This is a genomic window from Leeia oryzae DSM 17879 (assembly GCF_000376945.1).
GTDB classification, from domain to species: Bacteria; Pseudomonadota; Gammaproteobacteria; order Burkholderiales; family Leeiaceae; genus Leeia; species Leeia oryzae.
The window spans coordinates 131559-150558 of sequence record NZ_AQXU01000016.1 but is presented as its reverse complement, the minus strand read 5'-3'; the positions used below and the strand labels follow the sequence as shown (position 1 = coordinate 150558).

The window sequence follows — 19000 nt, the reverse complement described above, 5'->3', positions numbered from 1 at the left end:
CATGGGGCGGTTTTTTATGCATTTCTGCACATTGCGTCCAATCTGCTAGCAGTCGGTCAGTCTGGCTGACGCTTGACCGGGTTGGGCTTGATCGGGAACCTGGCTGGTTGAACGGCCAGCAACTGGTCTGACGGCACCGGGCAGGGCTCGTGCATCAGGTGTGCCGCCAGAATTTCTCCAGCAAGCGGTGCCGTAATCAGGCCGCGTGTACCGTGGGCCACACTGGTGAACAACCCGGGCAGCCAGGGCAGCTCGGATACCTGAAACTGTTCCAGCGGCTGGGTAATTTTTCTGGGGGTGATGATTTGGCCGATATCTGCCACCGGGCCGATAATCGGCGTGTAGTCTGGCGTGACCGCACGATATGCGGCTCGCCCGCCCAAACCTGCCGGGTCTTTGCCAGCGGTCAGCTCTGCAACCAGCTGGTCGCCCTGCAGTGCCTGATAGGCGTTGTCGCTCAGATCTTTCAGGGTAGCTAGGTTTTCCAGATGGCCCGCCTGCGTGACAGTCAGGTCGGTGGCTCTGGGTTCAAAAGTCGCCCCCATGGCATGCTGGTTGTCTCTGGCAGGGGCCAGATATCCCTCTGCACAAATTACAGTGTTGAGCTGACGGCTGGCTGCAGTGGCCGGCAAATAACTGACCTGGCCTTTCAGGGTTCTGACCGGCAAGTGGCTGGTCTGCATGATCTCAAGGCATTCATTGGCACTGGCCAGAATTACCACGGGTGCCGTTGCGACCAGTGTTTCTCCGGCAAATGCCTGCCATTCGTCCCCTTCGCGTTGCAAGCGGGTGATGCGGGTATGGGTTTGAATCCGGATATGCGGGTGAGTGGTGGCGTGCTGGCACAAGGCTGGCGGATGCACCCAGCCCGCCTTGGGGTAAAACAGCCCCTCACGCGACTGGGGAATGCCTGCAATCTGGCTGGCTTCGGCTGCACTCACCTGTCGCATCAGGCTGTCTGGCAAGCCGAGGGCGGTCAAGCCCTGAATACGTTCGGCTTCTTCCTCATTAAAAGCCAGTTGAATGACACCGCAGGGCCGCCAGTTGGGTGTGCCTTCTGCGGTGTCTTGCGGCAGCCATTGCTGAACCCAGCGCTGGCTGTATTGCAACCCGCCCAGAATCAGCTGGGCCAGCGTGCCCATTTTGGGTGCCAGCCGCGCATAGAGTACGCCGGCGGCATTGCCCGACGCTGCACGGGCCAGGCCATCTCTGGCCTCTATCAGGGTAATCTGCCAGCCACGTCTGGCAAGGCTATGGGCGATGCTACTGCCGGCCATGCCGCCACCAATCACCAGTGCTTCCTGACGTGCTGGCAAAGGCAGATGTTGCCGGAAACTACTGACCCAGCCGTGGTTGCCGGCCGGTTTTTCTTGCAGATAACCGGCACTCATCTCGCGCTTGGGGCCATGCCCCGGCACCTTTTTCACGTCAAACCCTTGTGCTTTTAATCCTCTGCGGACACTGCCGGCACTGGTAAAGGTGGCAAAGGTGCCCCCCGGTTTGGTCAGGCGCCCGACTTGCTCTAGGATGGTATCTGACCACATTTGCGGGTTTTTGGAAGGCGCAAAGCCATCCAGGAACCAAGCGTCTACCATGGCGTCCAAACGGGGCAGGGTTTCGTTGGCGTCGCCGATCAGCAAGGTCAGCGTCAGGTTGGTTTTGCCCGGATGCAGTCGGTGGAAGCCCGGAGCAAAGTCTTCCCAGACAGTGGTTAGTTCAGCCGCCAGGCTGGCCAGTTCTGGCCAGGCGGCCAGGGCTTGCTGTAGTTCTGTTTTGCTGAGCGGGTAGGCCTCGGTGCTGACAAAGTGCAAAAAGGCACCGGCCGGTGCTGTTTGCTGCCACAGTTGCCACGCTGCCAGAAAGTTCAGTCCCGTGCCGAACCCATTTTCTGCAATGGTGAAGTGCTCACCAGGGGCAAGGGCGGCAAACCGTTCTGCCAGTTGATTATGCCGCAAATAGACATGCCGGGTTTCATCCAGCCCGGATTCGCGCGAGAAGTAGACATCGCCAAACCTGGATGAAAAAGGTTGGCCATCTTGCCAGTCGAGAGTGGTCATGACATTACAGAAAAATGGAATTGGGCAGATTATAACGATGGAAACCCGTTTCGCTCTGGATGCACATCAAAATTGTGCGCGGTTTTTAAGTTTTCTTTAAGAATCTTCGGGCATCATGTCAACCTGACCCACCATGTAACCCGTTAGACAGTGACCCGTTAGTCTAATAACTTTGTACAACCGTTATTTGTTTGCGTACCATAGCGCTCAATTCAGTCAGATGACTTACTTCAGGATATACGCTTTACATGAAGCCAAATTCAGCTTGTAACCGTGTTTTTTCCCATCGGTTTGGCCCTGTGGCCATTCTGGTATTGCTGCTGGTGGCCGTATCGATGGTCACCCGGGTGGCATTGATGTTCTATGCCGGCAAGGAAATGGACTGGGGTGTCATGAACCTGGTCCGCATTTTTGGTATCGGTCTTTTTTATGATCTGGTGGCCAGCAGCTATTTCATGGTACCGCTGGTGATTTACCTCTGGTTACTGCCAGACAAGGTATACCGGCATCGCTGGCATAAGCCATGGTTACATTTCAGCTTTATGGTGATGAGCTATATCCTGGTGTTCAATGCCGCTTCCGAGTGGGTGTTCTGGGGTGAGTTTGGCTCCCGGTTCAACTTTATTGCGGTCGATTACCTACTGTACACGCAAGAAGTAATCCGTAACATCATGGAGTCTTACCCCGTTGGCAAGATTCTGTCCGGACTGACGTTGATTGCGCTGGGTCTGTGGTGGGTGGCCAGAAAGCCGATCAATCGTTCGCTGACCGAGCCCAGCCGCTTTGTGCCGAGAACTGTGGTGGCAATTGCACTGCTGGTGCTGCCAGCCTTGTCTTTTTACCTGGTCACCAACAAATACAAAGAGCAAAGCGAGAACACGGTCGTCAACCAGCTGGCGGGGAACGGGATTTATGAGTTTTTCTCGGCCAACCGCAATAACGAGCTGGATTACGCCACGTTCTATGCCAATCGTCCCAACGAGGTGGTGTTCAAGCACTTGAGACAGTTGCTGCAAACGCCGGACGCACATTTCATCAGCGATGATCCATTCAATCTGGCGCGTGAAATCCGCCATACCGGTCCGGAGCAAAAGCTGAATGTGGTGCTGATCTCGATCGAAAGCATGTCGGCTGACTTCATGGATACCTTCGGCAATAACCAGCACATTACGCCGGTGCTGGATGATCTGGCGAAGAAAAGCCTGCTGTTTACCAATCTGTATGCATCGGGCACCCGTACGGTGCGCGGTCTGGAAGCCTTGTCCCTGTCCTTGCCACCGACCCCCGGCCAAAGCATTGTGCGCCGTCCGGATAACGAGAACCTGTTCTCGCTGGGTTATGTGTTCAAGCAAAAAGGGTACGATAGCCAGTTCCTGTACGGCGGTTATGGTTACTTTGACAACATGAACCAGTTCTTTAGCAGTAACAGCTACCGTGTGGTGGATCGTACTGCTTTGTCCAAAGAGGATATCCACTTCGAGAACGTCTGGGGGGTTGCAGATGAAGACCTGTTTACCCTGTCGCTGCGGGAGATGGATCAGGCGGTTGCCAGTGGCAAGCCGTTCTTCTCTCACATCATGACGGTCAGCAATCATCGGCCGTATACCTATCCGGAAGGGCGGATCGATATTCCGCCTACGGCTAAATCCCGCGAAGGTGGCGTAAAATACACTGACTGGGCTATCGGTGATTTTCTGCGTCGTGCCAGCAAGAAGCCATGGTTCGACAATACGGTGTTTGTGATTACCGCTGACCATTGTGCTGCCAGTGCCGGTAAAACTGCCATTCCGGTTAACCGCTACCATATTCCAATGATGATCTATTCGCCCAAGCATATTCAGCCCGGGAAAATGGAGCGTCTGATGGGGCAGATCGATATTGCACCTACCTTGCTGGGTATGCTGAATTTCAGCTATACCAGTCATTTCTTCGGTTACGACATCAACCAGCTCGAGCCTGGCCGCGAACGCCTGTTGATGGGTACCTATCAGGATGTGGCGCTGATCCGTGATGGCAAGATGGCGATTCTGTCACCACGCCGTCAGGTAAAAGAAGACAAACCGAATTTTGCCGATGGTTCGGCAGACCCGCTACCGATCGAACCCGCGCTGGTGGATGAAACCATCGACTGGTATCAGGGGGCGAGTGAAGTGTTCCGTCGCAAGCTATCCCGTCATACCCCGTGATAAAATGCAGGGAGGCTCAACGTTGAGCCTCCCTTATTTTTAGCAGTAGACAAGGTTTTCTGATGCGTGATACCCCGCTTACGTTTTATCTGCGTCAATTTGCATGGCTGCTTCTGGCAGCCATTTTGCTGATTGGCGTATTTGAACTGACCCCGATTGATATCTGGGTCAGCGACCAGCTGTTTGACCCGGTATCCCGGCATTTCCCTTTGCAGGATGCCTGGTTTCTGGAAACCGTGATGCACCAGTGGGTGAAATACGCGCTGCTGTTATGGGGGGCATGGTTGCTGGTGCGGATTGTGTTGCCGGGAAAATCTGCGCCTGACTGGCAATATCAGCGGCGTACCCGGCAGTTCCTGCTGGCTGCGCTGATTCTCGCCCCCAGCGTGGTGGGCGTGATGAAACATTACAGCGACCGGCCTTGTCCGTGGGACTCTACCCGTTATGGGGGCAAGATCAGCCATATTCTGCTATGGGAGTCTTTGCCGGCTGGCGAGCAGCCCGGCCGCTGTTTTCCCGGTGGGCATTCTTCGGGTGGTTTTGCTACCCTGGCGCTGGTGCTGGTGGCCAGACGCCGGTCGATCAAGGCGGCGTGGCTAACGTTTGTGGCGTGTTTTAGCCTGGGGATGCTGATGGGGGCCGGGCAGGTACTGCGGGGTGCGCATTATGTATCGCACAACTTCTGGTCTGCCTGGGTGGCCTGGGGTGTGATCCTGTTACTGCATGCAGCATTTTTTGCCCGGCTGGATGCCTACGTCGACCAGAAAGCCTGAGCGCCTCAATTGGCCTGAATCAGGCCAGCCAGGATGTTGAACCAGACAGCCAGGCCAATCCATAAGACCAGCTTGTTGAGCGGACTGAAAGTACTATTCGGGTCGTGATCCGGCACATCGTGCTTGTTGACCTGATTCGCGGCGGCCTGCGTCACCAGTAACGGGACCAGCGACAAGAAATTCAACAGGCTCCAGTTGCCGGGCAGGAACATGGCAGCGTTAAACATAAACAGGCATAGCGCCCAGAAGGCGGCAGCCAGCGATGGCGCCAGTTGTCGTTCTTTCTGGCTGGTGGCTATTCTTCTGAAGAGCGCATAAGAAAACAGCACCGCAAACAGGCTGCGGGGGATGATCCAGATTGCGCTTCTCTCGCGTTCTTTTACGCGCTGCCAGTGTTTCAGAAACCAGAACAGCTCATAAAACCCCAGTGTGGCCAGGCTCATGACCATTAACTTGAAGGTCGAGACCGCAAAGTAAGGCGGTTGTGATGTGCTATATGGCCGGGCCGGGGCTGGCGGCGTTTGCTGGTACGGATTTTCCATGGCGAGTCAGTGCCTGCTTATCGTTGGTAAGTCACAAAGTCGAAGTGAATACCTTCAGAACTGACATGCGGTTCGCGCGAGACTTCCTGATAACCGTAGACGCTAAAATCCGGGAAGAAGGCATCACCTTCAGGGCTTAGCTTGACCTCGGTCAGCCGCAATTCGTTGGCAAGCGGCAAGGCTTGCTGATACAGCTCTGCACCGCCAATGACAAACGCTTTTTCCAGGCCGCGGCATGCCGAAATGGCTTTTTCCAGCCCATGGCAAACCGTTACGCCTTCATGCTGCCATGCCGGATTGCGGGTGACGACCAGGTTGGTGCGGTTGGGTAACGGACGAGACAGCGAATCAAACGTTTTTCTGCCCATGATGACCGGGTGGCCAGAGGTTTGCTTTTTGAAGTATTGCAGGTCTTCCGGCAGCTTCCAGGGCAGGGTGTTGTTAATGCCGATGACGCGGTTGGTGCCCATGGCGGCGATCAGGATAATGCGGGTAGAGGTCGTCGTATTCATGATGGCCAGCTTACCGGAAAAGGGGAAAACTGGCCATCGTTCAGCGGTGTGAAACCGATATTAATCGGTATAAATCGGCGCTTGGAGCGGCTTACAGCACATATTGCCGCAAAATATCGATCTGGCGTTTGGCCAGGTCATCCAGCGAGTGGGCGCTGGCTGCCGTTTGTGAGGCGGCAGCAGTGGCTTCTTCGGTCATCTGGGCAATGCGTTCGATCTGCACGGCAATATTGGTGCTGGCAGCGCTTTGCTCAGAAATGGCTTCCGAAATGTCATTCACCATATGGCTGGTACGGCTGGCAGCATCGCCAATTTCATGAATGGCACTGTCGGTACCGTCGGCCCGGCTGACACTGCTGCTGACCAGTTTGACCGCGGCTTCCATTTGCTGTGTCGCCTGTTGCGAGCGCTGACGCATGGCTTCAATGGTTCTGGCGATTTCCTGGGTAGAGGTGGCGGTTCTTTCCGCGAGCTTGCGGACTTCGTCGGCCACCACGGCAAAGCCGCGACCCTGTTCGCCTGCACGTGCCGCTTCGATGGCGGCATTCAAGGCCAGCAGGTTAGTCTGTTCGGCCACTTCCTTGATCACGGCGACAACCGAACCAATCTGCGCCCCCTGGGCTTCCAGGTCCTTGATGGTGTTAGCGGTCTGGCTGACGGTGCTGGCAATCTCGCGGATATCGGTAATGGTTTCGCTGATGGTTTTGGAACCCTCTTGCGCCAGCACACCGGAGGTACGGGCCAGATCCAGGGCTTCGCTGGTGCGCTCTGCTACATGGTTGATGCTGACGGTCATTTCTTCGACCGTGGCGGCTACATTGGCAGACGCTTCGCTTTGTGTCAGCGAGGTTGCCGACATCTGGTTGGCCGTATCGGCCATTTGCCGTGCGTTGTCTGCGACCTGTCCAGCACCAGACTGGATGGCTTTCAGGTTGCTTTGCAGGCGTTCCAGCAGCTGGTTAAAGGCGTTAATGGTATCGCCCACCTCATCCTTGCTGGTGGCGGTGGCGCGTTTGGTAAAGTCCAGATGCTGGCTGACGGTGTTCACGGTCTGTCGAATGTTGTTCAGTCCGCTGGCAATGATACGGAACAGGCGCCAGCCGAACAGCGAGGTAACCACAATGGCCGCCAGCATGATGGCCAGCGAGAGCACCAGCCCGGCGTGATACGTATTGCTGGCCGTATTCTTTTGCTGTTCTGCCAGCGACTGTACGTACTGGATGTGCTTCTGAAAGGCGGATGTCACGGCATTGGCTTTGACGATACCTTCCGAGGCCGCAATTTTCTTGGCATCGTCAAACAGCCCGCCTTGCGAGTTCTTGATGATGACGGCCACGACCTTTTTGTACTCTGCAAAGGCTTGCCGGTCTGCGTTCAGCAGTTGCTTGTCTTTATCATCCGAGATCAGATTCTTTTCATAGTTGCTGAGCGTGGTTTCCAAGGTCTTGAAGCTGGTGGCCATTTCGCCTTCCAGCTTGGTCTGGGCGGAGGTGTCCATTTCCATGATATGACGCAAGACCAAAGTTCTGGCCTCATAGAAGCTGGCGTAGGCTTGGTCTAGCGAGGAATAGCTGGGCAGGGTGTGGTCAAGCACGTAAGCGACATTATCATTGGTTTTCTTTAGCCCCAGAATACCGGAACCACCGACGATAATCAGCGAGAGTAAGGCTACCGCTAACGTGATGATAATGCGTCTTGCAATGCTCATGACTAACCGTCCCTTATGCAAATGGCCTGAATGAAAATCTCTTGTTATATGTCCGGCCGCCAGCATGCCGGCATGATGGCCGTGCTTGCGACTGGTGATGGAATAGGGGGATGGGCCGATGCCAGGAAGTGACATTTGCCGCCAGCGCTAACAGTAGGCGATGCAGCGCCTGCCACTTGCCTGATTGCGGCATGAACCTTTCAGAAACAGACCTGAAGGGAAAGAAATCAGCGATTATTGATGGGACGAACGCCACTCAATGACTGAAATCCGACTTCGCGGATGACATTGAGGAAATCCTGCACGTAGGCTTGTTCGCCAAATGTTTGCCAGGTGGCTGCGTAGAGATTGCGCCACAACCCTTGTTCGCCGATTCGTTTGGCCAGCACGTAACCCCTGTCGATATAGGGCTGGACACTCCAGTTGGGGAGTGCCGCCAGGCCACGGCGGCTGGCGACCAGCTGCAGAATGGCGACGGTGGATTCTGTGGTGCGCCGGTTGGCACTTAAGCCTGCCGGTTTAAGGACTTGCTGGATCAGGTCGATCAGCTCTTCCGGCACGGCGTAGGTAATCAGCGTGTCGTTGGCAAAGTCTTGCGCGGTCAGCGTGGTGGCATTGGCCAGTTCGTGACGGCGACCCACCAAACCCACGATCTCGAAGCTGAACAGCGGGTGATAGACAATACCGGTCTTCGTCGGGGTTTCTGTCACGATGGCAAAGTCGGCCCGTTCATCACTCAGCAGGTTGACCGGGTCGGTATGAAACCCGGACAGGATGTCCAGCTCGACTTCCGGCCAGTGCTCGCGCAGTTTGTCCATGGCGGGCATCAGCCAGTCGAAACAAGTGTGACACTCGACGGCAATCCGCAGATCCCCGGCATTTCCGCTTTTTAACCGGATCAGGTCGCGTTCGGTCATGGCGGTTTGTTCCAGTACCTGGTCCGCCAGTTGCAGTAGCCGTTTGCCGGCCACGGTTAGTTTGAGCGGCTGGCTTTTCCGTTCAAAGAGGCGCAGGCCGTAGTGTTCTTCCAGCGCCAGAATCTGGTGCGAGAGTGCTGACTGGGTCAGAAACAAACGTTTGGCGGCGGCAGACAGCGTACCGGTTTCAGACAGCGTCTGGATCAGGCGAAGGTGTTTGATTTCTAACATTGGTCTTTGCTGATTATTAAAATATTTGTTGATTGTAGCAATTTTTATTCGTTTTACTAATAAATGTCTGCGAACTAGTATGTGAACTGTCGCGTTTACCGCAAAACCTGTGCATCTGCTGGATGCACGAGTATGACGAACATTCATCACAAGGATCACATACATGAGCAAAGTTCACAACCTGGGTTTCCCGCGTATCGGCCGGGAACGCCAGTTAAAACAGGCGCTAGAAACATACTGGCGCAAAGACATGACCCTGGCCGCGCTGGAGGAAACTGCCAGCGGGCTGCGTCAGCAACACTGGCGCTGGCAGCAGGATGCCGGTCTGGATCTGATTCCGGTCGGTGATTTTGCCTTCTATGATCAGGTGCTGAATATCTCTGCCCTGGTGGGCAATATTCCGGCCCGCTTCCAGTGGCAAGGCGGCGAGGTGGATCTGGACACCTACTTTGCCATGGCCCGCGGCACGCATGCTGCACATGCCATGGAAATGACCAAGTGGTTTGATACCAATTACCACTATATCGTGCCGGAGTTCAGTGAAGACACCCGCTTTGCATTGTCTTCCGAACGACTCTTCCAGGAAGTCACCGAGGCGCTGGCGCTGGGGGTTGCGGTCAAGCCGGTGCTGCTCGGGCCTGTGTCCTATCTGTTTCTGGGGAAATCCAAGTCCGCCACGCTGGATCGCCTGAGCCTGTTGCCCGCCTTGCTGCAGGTGTATCAGCAGGTGTTGGGGCGCCTGGCAGAACAAGGCGTCACATGGGTACAAATCGACGAGCCGGTCCTGACGCTGGATTTGCCGGCAGCGTGGCTCGATGCCTTTGACGTCGCGTATCAGTCATTGGGGCAGGGTAGCCTAAAACTTTTGCTGGCGACTTACTTTGGGGATGTGTCGGCACACCTGCCGCTACTTGGCCGATTACCGGTGGCCGGGGTGCATATTGATGCCGTTCGTGCGCCGTCCCAACTGGCTGCATTTGATGCTGCTTGGCCGGCAGATCGTGTGCTGTCTGTCGGCATTGTGGATGGCCGCAATATCTGGCGCAGCGATCTGCGCCAGAAGCTGAATCAGATCAAGCCGCTCAGTCACCGGGGCGACCAGTTGTGGCTGGCGCCGAGTTGCTCTTTGCTGCATGTACCTGTCGATCTGGATGTAGAAGACAAACTGGATGCGGAGCTGAAATCCTGGCTGGCGTTTGCACGCCAGAAACTGGACGAGGTGGCCACCCTCGGGTTGGCCCTGAAGGCCGGGGAAGACGCGGTTACCGATGCGTTGCTGGCCAGCAGTGCCGCCGCAGCTTCCCGCCAGTGCTCTCCCCGTATCCATAACCCGGCCGTATCTGCGCGGCTGGCGGCAGTAACGGAGAAAGATGCCACCCGCAGCGTACCGTTTGCAGAGCGCATTGCCTTGCAACATGCAGTGCTGCATTTGCCGGCATTCCCAACCACCACCATCGGGTCCTTCCCGCAAACGCAAGATATCCGGGCGGCCCGTGCCAGCTTCAAGCGTGGGGAACTGACCGAAGCCGGTTATCTGGCCGCCATGAAAACCGCCATCAAGGTAGCGGTGCACAAGCAGGAAGAACTGGGGCTGGATGTGCTGGTACACGGGGAGGCCGAACGCAACGACATGGTGGAGTACTTTGGCGAGCAACTGGCAGGTTATGCCTTTACCCGTAATGGCTGGGTACAAAGTTATGGCAGCCGTTGTGTCAAACCGCCGGTCATTTATGGTGATGTTTCCCGCCCTACACCCATGACCGTCAGCTGGACGCAGTTTGCGCAGGGTCTGACCAAAAAACCGATGAAAGGCATGCTGACCGGCCCGATTACCATGCTGCAATGGTCGTTTGTCCGCGATGACCAGCCACGGTCCACCACCGCAGACCAGATTGCATTGGCGCTGCGTGACGAGGTTTGTGATCTGGAGGCGGCCGGCATCAAGGTTATCCAGATTGATGAGCCAGCCATACGTGAAGGGTTGCCACTGAAGCAGGCCGACTGGAAAGCCTATCTGGACTGGGCCGTCAGGTCGTTCCGCTTGTCGGCATCCGGTGTCCGGCCGGAGACACAGATCCATACCCATATGTGTTACTCGGAGTTTAACGATATTCTGGATAGCATTGCCGCGATGGACGCCGATGTGATTACCATCGAAACCTCGCGGTCCGATATGGAACTGCTGGAGGCATTTGCCGATTTCAAATATCCGAACGATATCGGCCCAGGGGTGTATGACATTCACTCACCGCGCGTGCCCTCAACGGACGACATGGTGCGGCTGCTGCAAAAGGCGTGTGCGGTGATTCCAAAGGAACGGCTGTGGGTCAACCCGGATTGCGGGCTGAAGACCCGAGGCTGGGCAGAAACCGAGGCCGCCTTGAAGCATATGGTGGCTGCGGCACGACAACTGCGCCAGGCAACCGGCGTGAATGCGGCCTGATACGGGAAAAGTATCTCAGCCGCAAGTCAGGATTAGGTAGCTTTGCATGTATCCGCCATTTGGCTGGCCGGATAGGTGCGGGTTACCCAGTCTTGCAGCAGTTGCGCCAGTAATAGCCAGTTATGCTCCAGCATCATCGCGTGCCCCATGTCTGGCAGCATCACCGGGTTAACGCCAAAGCGCTTGGCGGTCTCGGCAATTTCTTCTTCGGTAAACAGGGCGTCTTTTTCGGCGCCCGCTACCAGCGCCGGTACATGGGTAAGCGGCGGTGCCGGCAGCCAGCCTTGCAAGGTCAGATCCCACAACGCCCGCATGGATTCCGCCTGGAACAGGGGCATATAGTCCATCAGGGTTTGCTGACTGAGATGTGGCGTAAACAGGGCATCCCGTACCTTGTAGAGATCTGCTTCGCTGATGTGCCCCCATACCACCTGTGATAATTGCCACAAGATTTCCGGCTGAGAACTGGCCAGCCGTACGCTGGAAGCCATCAAACCACTGGGGGGGACAGACGCCAGCAGAATGGCACCTGCGGCATCATGATGCTCCAGATATTGCTGTACCAGCGCGCCGCCTAACGAATGCCCGATCAGGATCGGTGAGGCTGGGAGTGTATCCACGTACTCTGTCAGCGCTGCCAGGTAGTCCGACATCGACAACATCGGCAATGGGTTAGTCGCAGTACTCGCCCCGTGCCCTGGCAGACTGATGGCGTAACAGTCGAAACCCTTGCTGGCCAGCCATGGCATCAGGTGTACCTGCCAGCAACTGGCAGCACAATACGCGCCGTGGACGAACAACAGTGGAGGGTAATGGCTTGCCTGTGACGGCAGTGTATGAATTACTTCCAGTTGGGAGGATGCTTGTCGGGATGAAGCCACTATGGATGAATACCCCATTCGTTTTTGATGATTTCCAGCAAGCTCCGCATGACCAGCTCGTCCCGGTGATCCACATGGGTAATGAACGAGAGAATGGATGTCATGGCGTTTGGCTGCCAGATCATGATGCGGCCTTCCTTGGCCGCCAGCTCGGCGCATTCTTGCCGTAGCAATGAAATACCCGCCCCAGCTTCTACGGTCGCAATGATGCTGGATTCGTGATCGACCTCGATGGTTTTGCGCGGCGACAGATTATGTAGCCGGAAAAACTCCTGCTGCAGCTTCTCATAGCCGGTAAACGGACCGCCCGCAACCCAGGGTTCTTTGTCGGCGCTGTCGAGCGTCATGTTGCTAAGCCGGTCTGCCCAGTCTGTCGGTGCTATGACGGCAAAGCTCAATTCGCGTAGCGGCAGGGCATATACGTTGCTATACGGGTTACTGCCCAGATAAAACCCGCAATCCAGCTCTTTCTTGCGCACATTGTTCAGCACATGGCCGGATGCCTGATGGCAGGTTTGCAGTTCCAGTAGCGGAAAGCGCTTTTTCACCCCTTTGTAGAGGGCGCCAATCCGCATCAAGACCGGGTCCAGAATAGTGCCGATGGTCAGCTTGCCCAGGATCTCCATTTTCAGTTGCTGGGCACGACCGCGCATGTCGCGCGCCATGCCCAGTACCCGTTCGGCATCCTGGACCAGTTGTTCACCCGCCGGGGTAAGAACCACGCCGTTCGGCGTTCTGGAAAACAGCGGGATCGCCAGTTCTTCTTCCAGCGCCTTGATCTGTGCTGTCACGGCTGGTTGTGACAGATGCAATGCTTCTGATGCTTTCGTCAGGTGCCCGTGATGGGCAACGGCAACAAATGTGCGTAACTGGTACAGTTCCACGCAAACAGCTCCTTTTTCTCCAACAAATTGCTCTGGAAAATGTGCTAGACCCCATCTGTTTCAACAAAGGGATGACAATCAGACATATTAGACTATGCTGGTAACCAGCAGCCTTTGTTTTAACGCAATGTCAGTATGGATAAGGGCAGACAATCAGCGCTGCTTCTCAATCGGCCAACGCGATATCAGGGCCGGCGTCCTGATCGTCAAGCGCATCTACTAGCATGTTTTATAGTGATAGCTGCCAAGGATAGCAAGTTTGTCGCATGAAGGTGACCCATTCTCGCGGATATTTACCCGGATATTTAAAACAAATTCACGTGTTTTGCGCAGAATGGCTTTCACCGGTATCACATTAAGGCATATTCTTGATGCGGTACGCTTGCCATATCATGAAAAAAGAAAAAGCGGGGCCGGATGGATTCAGGGCATTGACCTCCAAAGGGATGCCCCGGGCTGGACGGTACCTCACATGGCAGGCTGCAAATCGCCAGCTCAGGAGAAGAAGACATGGCTTCCCCCAGTTTAATGAGTGAACTTAAACGGGATTTACAACAACATGCGCCATTCGATGCAATGGCCAGTGAAGATATCAATTGGCTGATCGAGCGCCTGGGGGTGAAGTATTTTCCACAGGGCGCAGTGATCATGAGTGCGGGCGAGTTGCCAGACTGTCTCTATATTGTCCGCCGTGGCGAAGTGAAGTCCGAAGATTCTGCCCGGAAAGCCGCCTTGCACGCACTGTCCCCCGGGGAGCTGTTTCCGCTGGGAGCGTTGTTAGGGCAGCGTCCTACCCTGAGTACGTTCCGGGCCGAAACCGACGGTTTCTGTTACCACTTGCCGGTAGCAGACTTTAACGAACTACGCGCCCGCTCTGCTGCCTTCCAGGATTTTTGTACCCGGCGTATTGCCCATTTGCTGGATCTGTCACGCCAGCGCCTGCAAACCACCTATGCCAGTCACGTGGCCCAGCAAACGCTGGACATCCCGCTCAGGGACGTCGCCCATGCACCGATCACCTGCCTGCCGACGGCCAGTGTCCGAGATGTACTGACCCTGATGCGCCAGAAGCGTATTGGCTCGATGGTGATCGTGGATCAGGATGGCAAGGCCAAGGGGATTTTTACCCTGCACGACTTGCTGCGCCTGACACTGGAAAACATCGCACTGACCGACCCCATCAGTACCCACATGTCGATACATCTGGTGCATTTACCACCCACCCACCGGGCGTTTGATGCGGCTGTGGTCATGGCCAGACACGGTATTCACCACCTGCTGGTGATGGATGGGGATGAGCTGCAGGGGATTGTGTCCGAGCGCGATTTGTTTGGCTTGCAGCGGGTTAGCCTGAACCAGCTGGCACAAACCATCCTGCATGCAGAATCCAACAGTGATTTCAAACTGATCCATCGGGATCTGCTGACCTTGCAGCGAAACATGCTGGCGCAGGGGATTGGTGCCGAGCAGCTGGCCAGAGGACTGGCGACACTGGTCGATCAGGTGCTGACCCGGGTCATTCAGCTGGAAAAACCGGCTGAGGTGACGGACGAAGATGCTTATACCTGGCTGGTGCTGGGGGCTCACGGCAGGCTGGAGGCCTCGGTGGATTCGGTACCGGAACTGATGCTGGCGAACCGGGACGGGCAACTGGCCGAATGGCATGCACAGTGGCGTGATCGCGTCTTAAACCGGCTGACGCATTGCGGCTGGAAAGATGCCACCGTCTGGGTGGTGCATGGCACCCTTGGCACGCGCAGTATGGCGGATGCCATGGACGCCCGCTGGATTTGCGGTTCTGCTGCGCTGGCACAATCGTTAAAAGCACAAGCGGAAAGGGACTGGAAGTACCGGCTCTCTACCGATAACCAGCTGCCCGCCATGCTGCTTGCCAATTTGTCGCCCGATACCCAGCCCAATGCACCGATTCAGGAGTTCCTGCCACTGGGGTTGTCGGCATTTATCGACGGTGCCCGGTTACTGGCCGTCCTGGAAGACGTCAGCATTACCAATACCGCGGAGCGTCTGCGACTGGTGGCTGCCCGCTTGCGCCTCTCGGATGACACAACCACGGCCTGGATCGAAGCGTTTCATTTCATGTGGATGCTGCCCCTGGCCAACCCGGTCAAGGAAGCTGCCAACGAGAAAGTCGTGATCCTGAATGATCTGGACCGACGCATTCTGAAAGAAGCCTTGCGGCAGGCCAGAAAGCTGCAAGAACAGATCCAGCGCCGTTTTTCGATGATAGGTGAGGTATGAGCCTGTTTGGCTGGTTCAAATCCAGAGGGGCGGCTGTCTCGCTGACTGATGCCCAGTTACAGGCACTGGCCGCCTGGCGGGAGCAGGATCACGCGCTGAATCTTCAAAAGGACTGGCGGCAAGTCCGCTGGGTAGCGACTGATCTGGAAACCTCCGGGCTGAATATCAAGACAGACAAGGTGCTGGCCATCGGCTCTGTGCAAGGGAATGGAACCGATATCCAGCCGGCAGACAGTTTTGAATGCATTCTGCAGCAGACGGATACCAGTAGTGCAGAGAATATTCTGCTGCACGGGATTACGGCCACGGATCAGCTCAATGGCATGAACGCTGCCGATGGCTTGCTGTCGTATCTGCAGTACAGCAGCGGTGCGTTTCATATCGGGTTCCATGCAGAGTTCGATCGGATGATGCTGATGAATGCCTGCAAGCGCATCGTGGGTATTCATCTGCAGCAGCGCTGGCTGGACCTGGCCTGGCTCGCCCCTGCGTTATGCCCGGAGCTGGCAGGTAAATGCAAATCTCTGGACGACTGGTTGCATGCCTTCGGAATTGAGGGGTTTTCGCGCCACCATGCAGTGTCAGATGCCTGGGCGACCGGATTGCTGTGGCTCACCTTGCAAATGAAACTGCCCAGCCAGTGTGTGCGGGTACAAGATGTACTCGACCTGGCGGCCAAACAGAGAGCCGTAACCCGTTTTTATACCTCATGATCTGACAACGAACGACTTGCCTGAAGATGTTTTTGGGCAACTTCTGGCCAGGGGCGGCCTGAAAACCGGCTGAAAAACCCTATTCCAAGTCAGGGTAAAAAAAATTTTTCAGGCAGAAAATGATTGCCGGACTGCCACGGGTGACGATTTTTCAGTCTTTGAAAATTTTCAATTCATTGTTTTAAAACAATATTTTTCGCCAGAATTTCTGCTGCAACGCAATATCAGTCAAACCTATATCGCACATCAAGATTTGCAATTAGCAATTCTTACCCGCTTCCCCTCACAATAAATTCACAAACCGCACCATTGACGCCGTACTAGGTTAGTGTCATCCGGCGGTGTGTGGTCAGACACATGAAAACCAATATTTGACTCAAGGAGGTTGCAGCAGGAAAAAACAAGTGCATTCAAAAAACGGAACCTGAATGATGTACTGGTAAGACTTAACCCTATACGAACCGGAACAACCGGCTACCAGCATCAGACAGATCATTCGCCAGCTGCATTGATTAGGAGGAGACACCTAACATGACTACTGCATACAACTGGACTGCCATTCAGGCAGACCCGCGCTTTCAGGCGCTACATGCCAAGAAGACCCGCTTTTTGTGGACCTTGCTGGCATTCTCTGTGGTTTACTACGTAATGTTGCCCATTGGCGCAGCCTATTTTCAGAACATTTTCAAGATCCAGGTATGGGGTCCGCTCAACGTGGGTCTGGTATTTGCCTTGTCTGAATTTATCGTTGCCTGGGGCGTTGCCATCATCTATTCACGCCGTGCAAACAACGAGTTTGATGTACTGGCACGCGAGATTGTTGAGCAAGCTCATACCATGGGGAGCCGTTAATGAAATCAATCGTTAAATGGACAGGTTTGGCCGCGCTGTTAAGCTCATCGCTGGCATTTGCGGATGGTGGTGCGGTGCACCCGCAGTTCCGCTGGTTAACCTTCGCCGTGTTTGGCGCCATCATCGCGCTGACCATGTTTGTGACTTACATCGCCTCCAAAAAAGTGAAGTCCGCTTCTGACTTCTACACGGCTGGTGGTGGCATCTCTGGCTTGCAAAACGGCTGGGCGATTGCAGGTGACTATCTGTCCGCTGCATCGTTCCTCGGGATTGCCGGTCTGATTTCTCTTTACGGTTACGATGGCTTCATGTACTCCGTCGGTTTCCTGGTTGCCTACATTGTGGTGCTGCTGGTGATCGCCGAGCCTTGCCGTAACATCGGCAAGTACACGCTGGCCGACATTCTGGCCTACCGTAACGATCCGAAGAAAACCCGTATTGTGGGTGCCTTGTCGGTAATTACCGTGTCTACCTTCTACCTGACTGCGCAAATGGTCGGTGGCGGCTTGCTGGTAAAAACCCTGATCGGTATCGAGTACGAAGTGTCTGTTGTGGCCGTGGGTATTCTGATGCTGGCTTACGTGCTGTTCGGCGGCATGGTGGCAACCACTTATGTTCAGATCATCAAGGCGATCCTGCTGGTAACGGCTTCCATCGTACTGGTGATGCTGGTATGGGCACCTTACGGTTTCTCCATTCCTGACTTCCTGACCTCTGTGGTAGGTGATCCAAAAGTACAAGGCCAGGTTGCCAAAGTACTGGGTGACAGCGCAGACAACATGACGGCTGCCCAGTTGGGCCAACGCTTCCTGGAGCCAGGCCTGTACCTGAAAGATCCGCTGGACCAGATTTCTCTGGGCCTGGCACTGGTGTTCGGTACTGCCGGTCTGCCACACATCCTGATGCGCTTCTTTACCGTACCAACGGCACAGGCAGCACGTAAATCCGTGATCTGGGCCATGGGTATCATCGGTGGTTTCTATGTACTGACCATCTTCCTGGGCATGGGGGCTGCAACACACGTTGGCGCTGGTGAAATTACCTTCGTCGACAAGGGCGGCAACATGGCTGCACCAATGCTGGCCCAATACCTGGGTGGCGGTGCTGACTCCATGCTGGGTAACTTCATGCTGGCTGTCGTGGCTGCGGTTGCGTTCGCAACCATCGTAGCGGTGGTGGCTGGTCTGGTACTGGCTTCTGCTTCTGCCATGGCGCATGACCTGTATGTGGGGGTGATCCGTCGCCATACCACCGTGACACCAGACGAGCAAATGAAAGCTGCGCGTGTGGCCACCGTGATTGTAGGTGCACTGGCCATCGTGATCGGTATTGCAGCCAAAGGCCAGAACGTGGCTCACCTGGTTGGTCTGGCCTTCTGCGTGGCCGCCTCTGCCAACCTGCCTTGCATCTTGCTGACCCTGTACTGGAAGAAAGCCAATACCGGTGGCGTGATGGCTGGCATGGTGATCGGTACCCTGGCAGCCATTACGCTGGTGCTGGTATCTCCTAACATGACCTATCCAAAACTGAAACTGGCCGACGCACACAAAGTGCTGGATGGCGACCAGAAGAAAGTGAAGGAACTGCAAGAGAAACTGGCAGCTGCCACGACACCTGAAGAACAAGCAAAACTGCAGAAGAAAATTGCAGATGCAGGTGAAGGTGCGCCAAGCAAGCTGGAAAAAGCCAAGGCCAAGCTGGAAACCCTGACTGACCCTGCGCAGAAAGCTGCTCAGGAGAAGAAAGTGATTGGTCTGGAGAAGAGCATCAAGGCTGCGCAGGACGACCTGAAGAAATTCGAAGGTCAGAAAACCAGCATGATGGGTCTGGAAGAGCCGCTGATCAAGCTGAAAAACCCAGGCATCATCTCTATCCCGCTGGGCTTCCTGGCCGTTATCCTGGGCTCACTGTTCTATCGTGACGAGAAAGCAGCAGCCATGTGGGATGAAGTGTATGTGCGTCAGAACACCGGTATCGGTGCTGCCAAGGCACAAGCCCACTAAGTTGTCTCTGTAACACGGTGCCCCTCCCGCCAGGGAGGG

The 19000-nt window shown here is 55.5% G+C and carries 14 protein-coding genes; 7 read left to right on the top strand and 7 right to left on the bottom strand.

Features of this window, described 5'->3' with window-relative positions:
• Positions 1 to 56 precede the first annotated feature (56 nt).
• Entirely contained in the window at positions 57 to 2057 is a 2001-nt protein-coding gene (gene mnmC / locus F552_RS0104145; protein ID WP_018150463.1) for a bifunctional tRNA (5-methylaminomethyl-2-thiouridine)(34)-methyltransferase MnmC2/FAD-dependent 5-carboxymethylaminomethyl-2-thiouridine(34) oxidoreductase MnmC1, read from the bottom strand.
• Between the two features lie 248 nt (positions 2058 to 2305).
• On the opposite strand from mnmC, the gene F552_RS0104140 reads away from it, so the two are divergent.
• A complete protein-coding gene (locus F552_RS0104140; RefSeq protein ID WP_018150462.1) occupies positions 2306 to 4243 on the top strand; it encodes an LTA synthase family protein in 1938 nt (645 codons plus the stop codon).
• A 62-nt stretch (positions 4244 to 4305) separates the two neighbouring features.
• Positions 4306 to 5016, top strand: coding sequence for a phosphatase PAP2 family protein (locus F552_RS0104135; RefSeq protein ID WP_018150461.1), 711 nt, complete (start codon positions 4306 to 4308; stop codon positions 5014 to 5016).
• Between the two features lie 5 nt (positions 5017 to 5021).
• On the opposite strand, the gene F552_RS0104130 is transcribed toward F552_RS0104135, so the two are convergent.
• From F552_RS0104130 to F552_RS0104115, 4 genes are all read right to left on the bottom strand, one after another.
• The gene (locus tag F552_RS0104130; RefSeq protein WP_018150460.1) at positions 5022 to 5558 is read right to left on the bottom strand and encodes a hypothetical protein; all 537 of its coding nucleotides are present in this window, start codon (positions 5556 to 5558) and stop codon (positions 5022 to 5024) included.
• A gap of 17 nt (positions 5559 to 5575) precedes the next feature.
• Positions 5576 to 6070: a dihydrofolate reductase gene (locus tag F552_RS0104125; RefSeq protein ID WP_018150459.1), complete on the bottom strand. Its 495-nt coding sequence runs from the start codon at positions 6068 to 6070 to the stop codon at positions 5576 to 5578.
• Positions 6071 to 6161: 91 nt separating this feature from the next.
• Positions 6162 to 7778 (bottom strand): methyl-accepting chemotaxis protein, encoded by a 1617-nt coding sequence (locus F552_RS0104120; protein WP_018150458.1) that lies wholly within the window; start codon positions 7776 to 7778, stop codon positions 6162 to 6164.
• Between the two features lie 227 nt (positions 7779 to 8005).
• Positions 8006 to 8926 carry a LysR family transcriptional regulator gene (locus F552_RS0104115; RefSeq protein ID WP_018150457.1) on the bottom strand — a complete coding sequence of 307 codons (921 nt, stop codon included), beginning with the start codon at positions 8924 to 8926 and terminating at the stop codon, positions 8006 to 8008.
• A 163-nt stretch (positions 8927 to 9089) separates the two neighbouring features.
• On the opposite strand from F552_RS0104115, the gene metE reads away from it, so the two are divergent.
• Positions 9090 to 11369 (top strand): 5-methyltetrahydropteroyltriglutamate--homocysteine S-methyltransferase, encoded by a 2280-nt coding sequence (gene metE, locus F552_RS0104110; protein ID WP_018150456.1) that lies wholly within the window; start codon positions 9090 to 9092, stop codon positions 11367 to 11369.
• 32 nt (positions 11370 to 11401) lie between these two features.
• Here the strand turns inward: metE and F552_RS18480 are convergent, their stop codons facing one another.
• Complete coding sequence (locus tag F552_RS18480) at positions 11402 to 12268, bottom strand: alpha/beta hydrolase (protein WP_083917424.1); 867 nt, start codon at positions 12266 to 12268, stop codon at positions 11402 to 11404.
• Positions 12250 to 13134, bottom strand: a complete 885-nt coding sequence (locus tag F552_RS0104100; protein ID WP_018150454.1) for a LysR family transcriptional regulator — start codon at positions 13132 to 13134, stop codon at positions 12250 to 12252. Before F552_RS0104100 ends, F552_RS18480 begins: the two co-directional genes overlap by 19 nt.
• Before the next feature lie 510 nt (positions 13135 to 13644).
• Between F552_RS0104100 and F552_RS0104095 the strand changes: the two genes are divergently transcribed.
• From F552_RS0104095 to F552_RS0104080, 4 genes are all read left to right on the top strand, one after another.
• The gene (locus F552_RS0104095) at positions 13645 to 15393 is read left to right on the top strand and encodes a CBS domain-containing protein (RefSeq protein WP_083917423.1); all 1749 of its coding nucleotides are present in this window, start codon (positions 13645 to 13647) and stop codon (positions 15391 to 15393) included.
• A complete protein-coding gene (locus F552_RS18475; RefSeq protein ID WP_018150452.1) occupies positions 15390 to 16106 on the top strand; it encodes a 3'-5' exonuclease in 717 nt (238 codons plus the stop codon). Before F552_RS0104095 ends, F552_RS18475 begins: the two co-directional genes overlap by 4 nt.
• A 531-nt stretch (positions 16107 to 16637) precedes the next feature.
• On the top strand, positions 16638 to 16958 hold the full coding sequence (locus F552_RS0104085; protein WP_018150451.1) for a DUF485 domain-containing protein: 321 nt from the start codon (positions 16638 to 16640) through the stop codon (positions 16956 to 16958).
• Entirely contained in the window at positions 16958 to 18961 is a 2004-nt protein-coding gene (locus F552_RS0104080; protein WP_018150450.1) for a sodium:solute symporter family transporter, read from the top strand. The genes F552_RS0104085 and F552_RS0104080 overlap by 1 nt, the downstream gene beginning before the upstream one ends.
• Positions 18962 to 19000: the final 39 nt, after the last annotated feature.